We start from the raw sequence: 13842 nt of genomic DNA on the forward strand, positions 1-13842 counted from the left end.
CTAAAATGGACTTTCCCAATGAAGAAGCTTTTTAAATTTTTGATTGTCTTGAGTATAGGTTTGGTTTTACTCGGAGGGGCCTTAGCTTATTTTGGTGAGCGTTGGTTTAATAATCATCTGGAAGATATTTTTAATCAAAACCCAGAGAGAAAGTATGATTTTCATTTAAAGGAAGTTAGGCTAAATTTATTGGGAAGATCAATTTCACTTGATGACTTAGAGATTAACTCCAGAAATTTAGATTCTACCAATCGGGTCAACGGGAAAATCCGAAAGGCTATTTTTAGGAAGGTCCAATTAATCGATTTGATTTTCAAAAAACACTTGGTTTTGGATGATCTTGAATTTTTAGATCCTTTTTTTGAAGTTCAGCTTTTTTCAAGCCAGAAGGAAAAAGATAGCCCTGGTGATGCGCTTCAAAATTTTTTCGGAGAAATCCTTTACAGAGGGAAGATAAAAAACTTCATCCTGTACCGGGGCAATGCGGAAATTCGTCTTGACTCTATTCAAAAAGGAGGATTTTATAACTTAGGAATTTTGGCTACTGAATTAGAAACGGATTCAATTAAGGTTCAATACCCGATCCCTTTCGATTACAAGCGTTTGGTTTTTTCCTTTGATAGCCTCTCTTACCAGCTTGACAAGGACCAAAATTTAAAGCTTGGGAAAATGCAGTTTGATACCGACTTGCATGAATTTACCCTAAAATCAATTTCACTTACCTATGCCGAAGGCTTGATGAAGTATGCAAAATCTCAATCTGTTCAAAAGGATTTTGTGGAAATTCAAATTGATTCACTAAAGCTTACCGGTTTTGCACACGACATTCGATTGTACTCAGGCTTGGATGTTCGAGGAGAAAAAATGGAATTGTTTGGATTTATACTAGACGATTTTCGTGATAAAGCCCACCCGCGGCCAAAAGACGAAGACAAACCAATGTTCCAAGGATTGATTTCAAGGATAGACTTTCCAATAAGTTTAGATACACTGAAATTTACTAATACCACTCTTTCCTATGGGGAGTCAGTTCCTGAAAAGGGAGAAAACTGGAGAATCCATTTTGATGATTTAAATGGAGTTATCCTAAACCTAACGACACTACCAGAAAATCAAGCCAAAAAGGGAACCTTTGACATAGGATTTTCTAGTAAACTAAATGGTCTTGGAAAAATGCAAACAAAAATAACTGTGCCATACGAAAAAGATGAATTTGAATTGGAGGTGGATTTAAGAGATTTTCCCATTGCAAAACTAAATGATATTTTAAAACCAATTATGAACGGAGAAATTACCAATGGTCACCTAGATCGAATGAGATTGAAGATGAAAGCCAATGAATCTCAAGCTCAGGTAAACTTTATTTTTGACTACACAGAATTGAAAGTTGTATTGTTTAAAAAGTCTGGTAAAAAGGCGAATAAATTGGTTTCTATCTTAGCAAATTTAGCTATCAACAATTCCAACCTTCCAGGAGAAAAAAGATACTTGAGTCCATCTTTTATCCAGCCCAGAAATAAATTCCGAGGTCCATTTAATTTGATTTGGCAAAGTACAAAAACCGGAATGCTGGAAGTAATTCCCGGAGGAGCTGCAAAGGAGATTTTAAATTCTAATGAAAAGTAGAAAGCTCCTATCCAGGATAAAAAGTGTCATTCAATTTTGGATAAGGAATTGAAAACTCTTAATCAAAATGCAAATTTTTAACTGCCAGTATTGTTTTATTTGATGTCAAAAAATATTTTTTAGTTGTTGGAGAAATCTATTGTAAATGATTTGGCGAAATCATACATTTCACAAAATATTTTCCACCAACAATTCTTTATGAAAAAACTTTATTCTGTTCTGTCCTTTTCAGCCCTAATGGGTTTGGCAGCATCATGTGGCGAAATCATTGAAAATGAAGTCGCAGTTTCAGAAGTTTCTGAGCAGCTCTCACGGGAGAATTTTGTTCCCGGTCAATTACTGATTAAGTATAAGACTGCGAGTCAAGGTTCTAGACTTTCTCAAGACGTTTTAGCTTTGATTCAGGCTAATGTTGTTGAAGAAATTAGCACCTCAGCTATGGTTGAAGCAAATGCTAGAAAAAGCGTTCCTACAGGTGACCTTCTTTTAGTAGAAAGTAAGTTGGGTACTTTTGAAGCTATCGAAAGATTAAGAGCGATGCCTGAAATAGAATATGCCGAACCTAACTGGATTTATCAGCATTTCGCTACCTCCAATGATACTTACGTTTCAAGTGGTCAACTTTGGGGTATGACAGGTACTTTTGGATCTCAAGCTTCAGTTGCTTGGGCTGCTAATAAATTAGGCTCCAACACAGTATATGTAGGAATCATCGATGAGGGCTACATGTACACACACGAGGACCTTGCAGCTAATGCAGGGGTAAATCCTGGAGAAATTGCCGGTAACGGGGCAGATGACGATGGAAATGGTCTGGTAGATGACGTTTATGGATGGGACTTTGACGGAAATAACAGTACGCTTTTCGACGGAACTGGAGATGATCATGGCACTCACGTAGCAGGAACTATCGGCGGTGTAGGAGGAAATGGAATTGGAGTTGCCGGAGTGAATTGGAATGTAAAAATGCTTGGAGCAAAATTCTTGGGTTCCAGAGGGGGTACTACAGCAAATGCTATTAAGGCTGTAGATTATTTCACTGATCTTAAGACTAGCCAAGGTTTAAATATCGTAGCTACCAATAATTCTTGGGGAGGAGGAGGATATTCTCAGGCCTTGAAAGATGCTATTGATAGAGCAAATGCAGCTGGGATTCTTTTCATTGCTGCAGCCGGAAATTCCGGAACCAACAACGATGCTTCTGCTAGTTACCCATCCAACTACGATAGCCCTAATGTGATTGCTGTAGCGTCCATTACAAGTACTGGTGCGCTTTCTTCCTTCTCACAGTATGGAGCAACAACCGTAGATTTGGGAGCTCCAGGATCAGGTATTTGGTCAACTGTACCAGTAGCTGTAGGCAAAGGAAAAAATGCAACTATCGGATCTGGCTATGCTAGCTATAATGGAACCTCAATGGCTACTCCGCACGTAACTGGTGCTGCTGCTTTATATGCTTCGCTTAATCCAAATGCTTCTGCAGCACAGATTAAGGCGGCCATATTGGGAAGTACCACTGCAACTTCTTCTCTTGCTGGTAAAACTGTAACAGGCGGAAGATTGAATGTTTCTGGATTCTAATCCTTATTGTTTTAAAAAGTGAAAGAGGCTTCCTCAATTTTGGGGAAGCCTCTTTTTATTTAATTATTTTTTCTCTTTTTCATTTCAGAAGCTACTTCCTGATCTAGAGCAAAAGGACTTTTTTCCAGCTGGCTGACGATGTTTTTGTAATTAACCTCATCCCGGTTTTGAGATAGTTTAGCGCTTGCTTTTACCTCCTCGATTTTTATTTCTATTCCAACCAAAGCCTTAACCTGCCCGGCTACATAGCTTGGAGACATGGTTTCTACCCGCACTCGATTTGGTCTTCCTTCTTCATAGTTGTCTACCAGAGTTTTAAGATGATGCATCAATTCCTCACCCTCAATGATTCTGATTTTTCCATAAATATGAACTGCCAGATAATTCCAAGTCGGGACATTTTCATGATTATACCAAGAGGAGGAAATGTAGGCATGGGGACCTTGAAAAATCACCAAGACTTCTTCTTGGTCTTCGAATGATTTCCATTGGGGATTGGCTTTGGCTAAATGTCCATGCAATATTGCTTCCCCATCCGAATTTTTATCCAGAAAGAAAGGTAAATGTGTAGCCCAAGGTTTTCCATCGACCTGAGAAATCAGCGTAGCAAAGGCATTCTTCTGAATAAAATCAACGATTTCAGATTCGTTTTCCCAGGAATTAAGTGGATGGATATACATAGTTTGGTAGATAAAAAGGCGTTTCAAAAATGGATTTTTTACTTTCTAATTCCGAGAATGAGCTTAAAAAATTAAATTCGAACAATGGATAATTTTTCAACCGACAAATTGGAGTTGGCAGCCCTGTTTGTCAACACAACAGGAGTACCGATTTTTTTAACAGGGAAAGCTGGGACAGGAAAAACAACTTTCCTCAGGGAGTTGGCACGTCGAACTCACAAGAAGTTTGTTGTTTTAGCTCCTACAGGAATTGCGGCATTGAATGCAAAAGGAGTTACTATCCATTCGCAATTTTTGCTTCCTTTCGGTACTTTTCTTCCCGTAAGAGACGCTGAAGGTAATTATACCGATCGCCATGGATTTTTCACTCAGCAGACTTTGGCCAGAAGGCATCCTCTAAATCAACACCGCAGAAGTGTCTTAAAATCCATTGACTTGATGGTAATTGACGAAGTGAGCATGCTTCGGGCGGATATTTTAGATGCCATTGATTACCGGATGCGAAGCGCAAAAAGGAATTACAAGGTGCCTTTTGGAGGGGTTCAGGTATTGTTTATAGGGGATTTGTATCAACTTCCTCCCGTAGTAAAGGATGAGGAATGGGGAGTCTTAAGTAGGTTTTATTCCTCCATGCATTTCTTTGAGGCCAAAGCTTTGCAGAATTCGGGTTTGATTTATCTCGAGCTTGATAAGATTTTCAGACAGCAGGATGAGACTTTTATTCGAATTCTTAACAACCTGAGGGACAACAAGCCAAGTGCTGAAGACATTCGGATTTTAAATTCATACTACAAAACCTTAGACGAAATTGAACGGTTGCCGCCTTGTATTACCCTTACTACGCATAATTACAAGGCAGATGAACTGAACCTAAGAGAGCTAAGAAGCCTTGACTCGAAATCTTTCTTTTATGATGCAGAGATTGAGAGGGAATTCCCAGAATCTCTTTATCCGCTTCCAGAATCCATTGAGCTGAAAGTTGGGGCCAGGATCATGTTTATAAAAAATGACACCTCTGGTCTTTCTTCCTATTTCAATGGCAAATTAGCTACGGTCATAGAATTGGAGTCTGACCAGATTAAGGTAAAAATGGATGATTCCTTAGAAGAATATTACCTTAAAAAAGAAGTCTGGGAAAATAAAAAGTACACCATCAATCCTGAATCAAAGGAACTGGAGGAAGAGGTAATCGGGACATTTTCTCAATATCCAATCAAGCTAGCTTGGGCAGTGACCGTTCATAAAAGTCAGGGATTAACATTCGATCGAGCTATAGTAGATGTAGGTCAGGCCTTTGCTCCGGGTCAGGTTTATGTTGCCTTGAGCCGACTTAGATCTTTAGATGGATTAGTTCTTCGGACAAAAATCCGAGAAGATGTGCTCTATTCTGATCCTAAAGTTGTGGACTATACTTCTTCAAAAGGTAAGGTTCAGAATCTTACTGGGGATTTGATTCAGGCTCAAAACGACTACTTGCTCCAATTGGTTGAAGCTACTTTTGAGTTTGATTCCTTGACTCAATCGCTCACCCAATTTGCAAAGGAACATGAAAGCAGCTTTGAGTTTGAGGATGAAGAAATTCGAAAAGACCTCCCGAAACTCTATCAAATTTTCCAGTCCGAAGTGGAAAATTCCGAAAAATTCCGTGTGCAATTAAGGGCTTTGATTCATTCTAAAAATAAGGAAAGGCTTTTCGATCGGGTGGAAAAAGGAACGAGGTACTACTTGGACTTACTTGAAAGGACCATTGAGATCTTGCTAAGGCACCAGCGAAAAGTGGAGAATTTTTCAAGAATAAAATCTTACTACAATGGATTGGAAGAATTGGAGCTTGAACTTTTTAGAAAATATGCCTCAATCGCCAAAAGCGGGAAATTGATAGAAAGTATCCTCTTGAATAAGCCGGTAACCAAACTTGACGAAATTGACCGAGTCATGGAAGTCATGCGGAAGGAATTGCTGAGGACTATTGAAAAGGAAATTCCTTTAGGAGAAGGGTCTGGCAAGAAAACTGGGAAAAGGAAGACTAAAGGAAAGACGGGTAAGGAGAAAAAGGAGGATACGAAAGAGCATAGCATTAGGCTTTTTTCCGAAGGAAAGTCACCTGAAAAAATTGCCCAAGAGAGGGGATATACTGTTGGTACTATTATGCGCCACCTTGCCTTTGGGGTCAAAATCGGGAAAATCCCTTTGGAGAATTTGGTCGATCAGGAAATCATTTCGGAAATAACTGGAGTTGAAAAAAGACTGACCTCCATGAAGGCCTACTTTGAGTTTTTTGAAGGGAAGTATGACTACGAAACCCTCCGGCTGGTACTGTATTCCCAAAACCGGGAGGATTTCGATTAGATTTTAGTACATGGGTTCTGTGAGGACACTTAGGATGGTAAGGATTCCTTCCTTATAGTTACCCAAGCGGAGATTCTCATTCGGGCTATGTTGGTTATTATCTGCGTTAACGGTAGGGATCGTAACAGCAGGAATTCCCAAGGCGTCCACAAATGGAGAAATTGGAATAGAGCCCCCAGAAATTCGGATTTGTACCGGCTCTTCCCCAAAAGCTCTGCTCATTGCCTTTCTCAGCCAAGCCCCTGTTGGAGAATCCATGGGAGTTCTAAAGGCTTGATAGGAAATGGAAGTTTTCACTTTGACAATTTTAGGATACTTCATTCTTTCCTCATCGGTTGGATCATTTTCTACGATATGGAAACCTTGCTTTTTAATGTGTTCTTTGATCAATCCAAAAAGCCGGTTGGGGTCGGATTCTGGTACCAATCGCATATCCAATTCTGCTACAGCCACGTCTGGCACAATAGTTCTGGCTTCAGGACCAACCCAAGCAGAGCGCATTCCTCGAATATTTAATGAAGGATATTGAATACTTTCCTGATAGGTTTGGCCTACCTGATCTGTTCTTCCTAATCCAAGTCTTTTTTTAATAGCTACCTCATCATCTGGAACTGCCGACAAAATTTCTTTTTCCTGGGAGGAAAGATTGATTCCATCATAAAATCCGGGAATTACTACCACACCATTTTCATCCTTCATTGAAGCCAATAACTGACTCATCATCAAGGCTGGGTTAGGCGCATAATTTCCATAATGCCCGCTGTGCTGTGGAAGCTTCGGACCATAAGTAGTCAAGAATAACTCCGAAATTCCACGAGCTCCATAGCTAAGCGTAGGAAGGTTGGAGGTATGTCTTGGACCATCCATGATCAGCATAAGATCTGATGCAAGCTTTTCTTTGTATTGAGTCACAGCACCCGGTAGATTAGGTGATCCTTGTTCTTCTTCAAAATCAAGAATGATTTTAATGGAGTAATCAGGATTCATCCCTGCTTGAGTTAGGGCGTCCCAGCCAGTAAGAAACATGGCAAAGGGACCTTTATCATCTGAGGTAGATCTCCCAAAAATTCTCCATTCTGCATCGTATTCCTTTTGAAGTTTTTGGATGGGAAGTTCCTCCCAGGATCCATCTGATTTTTGGGCTTTTAGGACGGGTTCGTAGGGATCTTTCTGAAACCATTTACTTCGATCTACTGCTTGACCATCAATATGAAAGTAAAATAGAGCTGTTTTTTTGGCTCCAGCTTGTTTCTTTTCAGCCAAAAGAAGGGGAATTCCACCTGTTTCCAAGCGTTCGGAAGTCCATCCTCTTTTTGCAAATTGATCTTCGCACCATTTGATATTTACAGCGATCTGCTCTGGGTAGTAGGCGTCATTTGGCATGGATACAATTTCCTGAAGCAATTGAAGGCCGTTTTGCCAGCTTGATTCAGTCATACTTTCCAGTTTCGATTTTTCCAAAGTTTGGGCTTCGACAATCAAGGATAGGATCAGCAAGGGAAGAAAAAGCAACTTTTTCATGGGTGAAGTTTTTTGGGAAAATAGGGAAAAGCCAATCCAGTGGCAAAGTTTATTCTACCAAATGGTGAGTAAGCCCATAAAAAAAGCCGCAAAAGCGGCCTTTGATTAATAAGTATATTTAATGTAAACCCTTCGACTTATCGTCTGATCATCGGGTTGAACTAGCATATCGGCCGCTTCAGCCAACATTGGCCTTGCATTCATCATATACTTGGGTTGAGGAATGTAGCTTTGGTCCATTCCGACATAAAATACTTTTAAATTGCTAAGAGCTAAGGTGGTTCCGATCAATCGGGCTTTCGCTTCTGCATTTTTCAAGGCTTCAGTCAGTAATGTGTTTTCTAGAGATTTTCTGGTTTCCTCGGAAACTCCGAAGTGAAGATTATAACTCATGTCCCCAATACCCTGAATGGCATCAGCAATTTTTTGAAGGTCTTCGTTGGTTGGAGTAGTAACGATTCGAAGAGTTTGTCTGGCTACAAAACCACTGTCCTTTGCGGTTCCACTTCTATAAATTCTGTTGATATCTACAGAATAATTGTCGGCGATCAACTTGTAGTCTTTAATTCTGGCCTTTTTTAGGGCATCTGCCAAGGTCTGAGTTTTTTTATTCAGAGCGTTTACTGCACCATTTACCTGTAATGCCTTTTCCTCCAAATTGATCAGATAGACTGCCTCATCAGGAGCTAATTTCCTTTCTGCATAGCCTTCAACTTCTATAAGGGGAACCTGCTGGACCTGCTGAGCAACAAGCACATTCGCTATCCCGAAGGTTATTAGTAAAATCAAAATTCTTTTCATGGCTTCTGTATTTAGTAGGTTATGTTTTCAGTCAAAAGACGAACCATTGATAGATTCCGCAACTGAATTTTAGAGAAATTAAGAATTGATTTTATTTCAACTTCCATTCTATGACTTCCATGGAACTGACTTCTGGCCCTCCTCCACGATTGGCAGAGCCTGCCTGAACGTATATTTTTCCGTCCAAAAACGCATTTCCAGTTCCGTGTCTACCTTGGTTTAAATTGGGTAGTTTAGTCCAGGTTAAATTTTTGGTATCCAAAACTTCCACCTCTGCATGGGCGGGTACTTGGTTGCCACTTTCACCATTCATCACCACCAAAAATCTCCCGATTCCCAAATTGGAATTTCCTGCTCTTTCCGTGGGAAGTTGGGTTGATAGCGTTTCCCAGCTTCCTTTTTCAAAATCAAATAAGTCGACCTCCTTGATAGTGGTGTCAATTACCCGGTTGTTTTTGGCATTTGAAGTTCGGCCGCCGGCCAGATATAGATTGCCTTCCACAAGTGCTGCACTCACATGATCTCTTGCTCTGGGGGCATCTGGCAAAGCTTTCCATTTTCCGGTCTTCGGATCCAATTCATCAAACCAAGACACAAAACCGTCCCAGTGTCCATCCTGAATTCCGCAAACCATGTAGATTTTATCATTTTTCACAAAAACTCCTGCCGAACCACGAACCCGGTTTTCTGGAAGCTTGGGACCATCTCTCCAAGTTTTTGTCTTTGGATTGAATATGAGGATGTTGGGAATTGGGGTCTCATGAGGATAGCCTCCAGTCAAAGCTCCCACCACCCAGATTTCGTTTTGGTAGGAGATAGCCTGAAAATGATGAATTTCCATCGGTGCGTCTGATACCTTGGCCCAAGTATTCATGGCAGGATCATATTCTTCTACAGGTCTTTGACCTCTTCCCCCTAAGGAATACAATTTTCCATCGCAAGCCACAAAGGAATTTTCATGCCGGGGAGTGGCTTCTGTTTTAGGTTGAATGACAGTCCAGGATTCTTGAGCCAAACAATCAAACCCAAAGAATATTAGAAATAGGATAGATAATTTTCTCATTGAAGTGAATTAAGCGGATAATACAAGTTAACTATTCTGTAGGTTTAATCTTTTAAACCTGGTTTTGATTTTATTCAAGCTTTATAAATCCTCATATATAAAACAAAAGCCATGAACTTTATCATGGCTTTTGTTTTTCTTATTTTCCCAAATCCAGAATATCCCGGATTTTATTGATTTCGGCCATTTCCTGATACATTCCTTCGCTATCTTCCTTGGCAATTTTATCTCTGAAATTGCTCAGATTGGAGATGTATCCATCCAAGGCGCTAAGGATATTTTCTTTGTTTTCAGTGAAAATCGGAGCCCACATAGCAGGGCTGGATTTTGCAAGTCGCACAGTGGACGCGAAGCCAGATCCAGCCATGTCAAAGATATTTTTCTCATCAGCCATCTTTTGTAAAACAGTCTCTCCCAACATAAATGAAGAAATATGGGATAAATGCGATACAAAAGCCAAATGACGATCATGCTCCTCAGGGTCCATAAATCTGAGTTTCAGATTCAGGGCATCAAAAAGTTGGTAAGCCTTTTCCTTCAAATGGAGGTCAGTTTTTTCCAATTCGCAGATGATCATCACTTTTCTATCCAGCAATTCTGCAAAGGCAGCTTTAGGACCAGAATACTCCGTTCCTGCTATTGGGTGACCAGCCAAGTACTGTTTTCTTTTGGGATGATTTGCCATCAAGGCACAAAGCTTTGCTTTGGTTGAACCCAAATCAAAAACCAAGGTTTTTTCGCCCACCTGATCCAAAGTTTTCACCAACAATTCTCCTAATGTATCTGCTGGAGTTGCCAAAATCACCAAATCGGTATCTGGATCGGGATTTTCTTTTGCCTCGGTGATGATTCCAAGAGTCAAGGCATCTTTTAGATTTTGAGGATTAGAGTCGTGCCCTGAGATGCTTATTTCTGGAAACTTTTGTCTTGCGCCCAAGCCAAATGAGCCTCCCAAAAGTCCTAGCCCGACGATATGAATTTTTTTCATAGGTTAATTAGGATTTGATTCTATTGATTGCTTCGAGAATTTTGAATTCAGGCATGCAAAGGGAAAATCGAACATACTGATTTCCTTCGCTACCGAAGATTTTACCCGGAGTGATGAAGATGTTTTTTTCGTACAAAAGCCAATCGACCAGCTCTTCAGGCGATTTCCCCTCAGGAGTTTTGCACCAGACAAAAAGCCCTGTTGAATTTTTATCATAGGATAAATTCAATTGATCAGCCAGTTTCCAAATCAGATTTCTTCGATTGCTGTACTCTTGGTTTTGATCCTTAAACCAGCTTTTTCCCAGATTCAACGCAGCTATCGCTCCTTTTTGTAGGCCGAGAAACATGCCCGAATCCATATTGGATTTTATTTTAAGCACAGCTTCTACCCAATCTGCGCGACCGCATAGCATGCCGATCCTCCAGCCAGGCATGTTGAAAGTTTTACTTAGGGAATTTAATTCTAGGGCTACATCCTTTCCTCCTTCGACTTTAAAAATGCTTAAAGGTTCCGGGTTCAGGATATGGCTGTAAGGGTTGTCATTCACCAAAATGATTTGGTGTCTTTTGGCAAAGTCAATGAGTTCTTTCAAAATTTGGGTTGATCCAGAGGCACCTGTAGGCATGTGGGGGTAATTAATCCACATCAGTTTTACCTTGGATAAATCCCAGGTTTCCAATTCCTCGAAGTTGGGTCTTCCTTTTTTCTCAAGATCCAAATGATAAAAAACAGGTTCCGCTTCTAGGAGTTTGGTGACGGAGGAATAGGTAGGATAGCCTGGGTTTGGGATCAAAACCTGATCTCCTGGATTCAGGAATGCCATGCTGATATGTAAAATTCCTTCCTTTGAACCGATCAGAGGAAGAATTTCATTTTGGGGATTGAGAGAGACTCCATATTCCCGGCTGTAAAACTCAGCCATGGCAACCCTCAATTCAGGGATTCCTTGATAGCTCTGGTATCCATGGGCTTTTGGGTTTTCAGCGGTGTTTTTTAATGCATCGATAACAGCTCTGTCTGGAGCAAGGTCGGGAGAACCTATTCCTAAATTGATTACCGGTTTTCCTTCAGCCATCATTTGATTGACTTCCCGGAGCTTTGCAGAAAAATAATATTCCTCTACCGAATTGATTCTATTCGCAAATCCTTTCATCCTTTTCTGCTTCTATATTCTCCGAAAATTTTTAACTCACCAAAGTCCTTGGTTACCAAATGCATGGCTTCTCTAAATAGGTTGTAATCCTGGAATTCTGCATCTATGAAAAACGCATATTCCCAAGGTTTTTCAATTACTGGTATGGACTGAATTTTACTAAGATTCAGTTTCTTCTCCGCCAGGAGAGTCAGCAATTTGGCCAAACCTCCTGCTTCATTTCGAATGGTAATTTTGAAAGAGGCTTTATTTGGGAGGATTTTGGTTTGAATGTTCTCTTTTTGAAGGATGATAAATCTGGTAAAATTATCCTTGACAGTTTGGATGTCTTTTGCAAGAATCTCCAATCCATAGATTTCTGCCGCAATTTCACTGGCAATTGCTGCAGTTCCTTTTAAGTTTTCCTCAGCAATTCTTTTAGCCACAGAGGCTGTATCGACATCATCGAATTGTTGGATGTGAGGATAATTTGCTAAAAAGGTCTTGCATTGAAGCAGGGCCATTGGGTGGGATCTTACCTCAGTTATTTCTTGGATTTTTTGGCCGGGTAAAGCCATCAATTGATGGGCAATGGGAAGGTAATATTCATCCCGAATAAAAAGTCCATAGCGATCAATCAAATCATAGTTGGGTAAAATGGCTCCGGCAATGGAGTTTTCTATAGCCATTACTCCAAAATCCGCTTCCCCATTGGCTACTGATTTGGCTACAGGTTCAAAAGTATTGAAAGCCAGAATGGTACTGGTTTCTCCAAAATTTTTTAAAGCTACTTGATGGTGAAATGAGCCGGGAACTCCCTGTATGGCAATCTTGAGGCTCATAGCGTTTCCTGGATTTCAGAGTTTATTCCTGCAATTCCGCAATGCTTCCAAAAGCTAGGATAGGATTTGTTAACCACTTCAGGGTCTTCAATAATCACTTCAGTTTTGGTTAAAAGTGGCATAAAGGCCATGGCCATCCGGTGATCTTCATAGGTGTGAATTTGTACCGAATTCGGCATAGTAACAGATGGAATTACCTGAAAAACTTCAGGTTCGATTTCTCTAAGCTCCGCATTAAACTTGGCCAATTCCTGTTGAAGGGCATAAATTCTATCGGTTTCCTTAATTCTAAGACTTTCCAGTCCAATGAAGGTTGCATTTTGTCCAAGAATTGCACAGGTTACTGCTACAGTTTGTGCCAGGTCTGGGCAATGGGTAAAATCCCATTTTTTTAGCCCTTTTACCTCCTGTTTTTGCAGAAGAACTCCTCCCTTTTTGAAAGTGGATTTTACTCCCAATAAGTCCATGATGTCCACAATCGCTGAGTCTCCCTGAAGGCTGTTTTCTTTTAAACCTTCCAGAAACAACTCCCCTGAATCCGCACAAGCCAGCAAGCTAAACCAATAACTGGCTCCAGACCAATCGCTTTCTACAGCAAATTGAGTGGGCTGATAACTTTGATGAGGAACGTGGATATTATTGTTTTTCCAGGTGTATTCAATGCCAAATTGAGCCATCAACTCCAAAGTCATTTCAATGTAGGTCTGGCTGCCAACCTTTCCTTCCAATTCAATTTCCAATCCCAAAGGAAGAACTGGAGCAATCATCAACATAGCTGAAATGTATTGGCTGGAAACATCCCCTCGGATTTTTACTTTTCCGGAAGTTTGTTGAGGTAGGCCATGAATTGCCAAAGGCGGATAACCCTCTTTGTTCAGATAATGAATTTCAGCACCTATAGATCGAAGAGCATCAACCAAAATCCCAATCGGTCTTTCGCACATCCTTGCTGTGCCGGTCATGACTTTCTTTTGATTAGTGACAGTCACATAGGCCGTCAAAAAACGCATCGTGGTTCCCGCGTCCAAAACATCAAAAACCGGAGGGTTTTTCTCCAAAAGCCTGATCATAGTCTGCGTGTCTCGAGCTTCGGCAAGGTTGCTGATCTCATTTTTTCCTTCAGTCAGGGCATCGATGACCAAGGCACGATTGGACTCGCTTTTGGAAGAGGGCAGGGGTATTCTTATGGAATCAAACTCGCTTTTTTGAGGAAGGCGAAGCGTTTGCATGGTCGATAGGTTCAAGTCGTTAATCAA

At 40.6% G+C, this 13842-nt stretch carries 11 protein-coding genes; 3 read left to right on the top strand and 8 right to left on the bottom strand.

The window, feature by feature from the left end:
• The first annotated feature begins 18 nt into the window (after nucleotides 1–18).
• Both DFQ04_RS00820 and DFQ04_RS00825 read left to right on the top strand, forming a co-directional pair.
• The gene (locus DFQ04_RS00820; RefSeq protein WP_133551746.1) at nucleotides 19–1626 is read left to right on the top strand and encodes a DUF748 domain-containing protein; all 1608 of its coding nucleotides are present in this window, start codon (nucleotides 19–21) and stop codon (nucleotides 1624–1626) included.
• 198 nt (nucleotides 1627–1824) lie between these two features.
• A complete protein-coding gene (locus tag DFQ04_RS00825) occupies nucleotides 1825–3207 on the top strand; it encodes a S8 family peptidase (RefSeq protein WP_133551748.1) in 1383 nt (460 codons plus the stop codon).
• A 59-nt stretch (nucleotides 3208–3266) separates the two neighbouring features.
• On the opposite strand, the gene DFQ04_RS00830 is transcribed toward DFQ04_RS00825, so the two are convergent.
• Nucleotides 3267–3887 carry an FMN-binding negative transcriptional regulator gene (locus DFQ04_RS00830; protein WP_133551750.1) on the bottom strand — a complete coding sequence of 207 codons (621 nt, stop codon included), beginning with the start codon at nucleotides 3885–3887 and terminating at the stop codon, nucleotides 3267–3269.
• An 84-nt stretch (nucleotides 3888–3971) separates the two neighbouring features.
• Here DFQ04_RS00830 and DFQ04_RS00835 point away from each other — a divergent pair, with 84 nt between their 5' ends.
• Nucleotides 3972–6236: a helix-turn-helix domain-containing protein gene (locus DFQ04_RS00835; RefSeq protein ID WP_133551752.1), complete on the top strand. Its 2265-nt coding sequence runs from the start codon at nucleotides 3972–3974 to the stop codon at nucleotides 6234–6236.
• Between the two features lie 3 nt (nucleotides 6237–6239).
• On the opposite strand, the gene DFQ04_RS00840 is transcribed toward DFQ04_RS00835, so the two are convergent.
• From DFQ04_RS00840 to DFQ04_RS00870, 7 genes are all read right to left on the bottom strand, one after another.
• The gene (locus DFQ04_RS00840; protein WP_133551754.1) at nucleotides 6240–7757 is read right to left on the bottom strand and encodes a M20/M25/M40 family metallo-hydrolase; all 1518 of its coding nucleotides are present in this window, start codon (nucleotides 7755–7757) and stop codon (nucleotides 6240–6242) included.
• Nucleotides 7758–7862: 105 nt separating this feature from the next.
• Nucleotides 7863–8558: an SIMPL domain-containing protein gene (locus DFQ04_RS00845; RefSeq protein WP_133551756.1), complete on the bottom strand. Its 696-nt coding sequence runs from the start codon at nucleotides 8556–8558 to the stop codon at nucleotides 7863–7865.
• A gap of 91 nt (nucleotides 8559–8649) precedes the next feature.
• A complete protein-coding gene (locus DFQ04_RS00850) occupies nucleotides 8650–9621 on the bottom strand; it encodes a Kelch repeat-containing protein (RefSeq protein ID WP_133551758.1) in 972 nt (323 codons plus the stop codon).
• A 139-nt stretch (nucleotides 9622–9760) separates the two neighbouring features.
• A complete protein-coding gene (locus tag DFQ04_RS00855; RefSeq protein WP_133551760.1) occupies nucleotides 9761–10609 on the bottom strand; it encodes a prephenate dehydrogenase in 849 nt (282 codons plus the stop codon).
• A gap of 7 nt (nucleotides 10610–10616) precedes the next feature.
• Nucleotides 10617–11765 carry a pyridoxal phosphate-dependent aminotransferase gene (locus DFQ04_RS00860; protein WP_133551762.1) on the bottom strand — a complete coding sequence of 383 codons (1149 nt, stop codon included), beginning with the start codon at nucleotides 11763–11765 and terminating at the stop codon, nucleotides 10617–10619.
• The gene (locus DFQ04_RS00865; RefSeq protein ID WP_133551764.1) at nucleotides 11762–12586 is read right to left on the bottom strand and encodes a prephenate dehydratase; all 825 of its coding nucleotides are present in this window, start codon (nucleotides 12584–12586) and stop codon (nucleotides 11762–11764) included. The genes DFQ04_RS00860 and DFQ04_RS00865 overlap by 4 nt, the downstream gene beginning before the upstream one ends.
• The gene (locus tag DFQ04_RS00870; RefSeq protein WP_133551766.1) at nucleotides 12583–13815 is read right to left on the bottom strand and encodes a 3-phosphoshikimate 1-carboxyvinyltransferase; all 1233 of its coding nucleotides are present in this window, start codon (nucleotides 13813–13815) and stop codon (nucleotides 12583–12585) included. Before DFQ04_RS00870 ends, DFQ04_RS00865 begins: the two co-directional genes overlap by 4 nt.
• Between the last annotated feature and the right edge of the window lie 27 nt (nucleotides 13816–13842).

Origin of the sequence: Algoriphagus boseongensis (assembly GCF_004362805.1) — a bacterium.
In the GTDB taxonomy this organism is placed as follows: Bacteria; Bacteroidota; Bacteroidia; order Cytophagales; family Cyclobacteriaceae; genus Algoriphagus; species Algoriphagus boseongensis.

Excerpts from the sequence above, each read along its gene's own strand:
- DFQ04_RS00820 (WP_133551746.1), top strand. The coding sequence starts at position 19 with ATGAAGAAGCTTTTTAAATTTTTGATTGTCTTGAGTATAGGTTTGGTT.
- DFQ04_RS00825 (WP_133551748.1), top strand. The coding sequence starts at position 1,825 with ATGAAAAAACTTTATTCTGTTCTGTCCTTTTCAGCCCTAATGGGTTTG.
- DFQ04_RS00830 (WP_133551750.1), bottom strand. The coding sequence starts at position 3,887 with ATGTATATCCATCCACTTAATTCCTGGGAAAACGAATCTGAAATCGTT.
- DFQ04_RS00835 (WP_133551752.1), top strand. The coding sequence starts at position 3,972 with ATGGATAATTTTTCAACCGACAAATTGGAGTTGGCAGCCCTGTTTGTC.
- DFQ04_RS00840 (WP_133551754.1), bottom strand. The coding sequence starts at position 7,757 with ATGAAAAAGTTGCTTTTTCTTCCCTTGCTGATCCTATCCTTGATTGTC.
- DFQ04_RS00845 (WP_133551756.1), bottom strand. The coding sequence starts at position 8,558 with ATGAAAAGAATTTTGATTTTACTAATAACCTTCGGGATAGCGAATGTG.
- DFQ04_RS00850 (WP_133551758.1), bottom strand. The coding sequence starts at position 9,621 with ATGAGAAAATTATCTATCCTATTTCTAATATTCTTTGGGTTTGATTGT.
- DFQ04_RS00855 (WP_133551760.1), bottom strand. The coding sequence starts at position 10,609 with ATGAAAAAAATTCATATCGTCGGGCTAGGACTTTTGGGAGGCTCATTT.
- DFQ04_RS00860 (WP_133551762.1), bottom strand. The coding sequence starts at position 11,765 with ATGAAAGGATTTGCGAATAGAATCAATTCGGTAGAGGAATATTATTTT.
- DFQ04_RS00865 (WP_133551764.1), bottom strand. The coding sequence starts at position 12,586 with ATGAGCCTCAAGATTGCCATACAGGGAGTTCCCGGCTCATTTCACCAT.
- DFQ04_RS00870 (WP_133551766.1), bottom strand. The coding sequence starts at position 13,815 with ATGCAAACGCTTCGCCTTCCTCAAAAAAGCGAGTTTGATTCCATAAGA.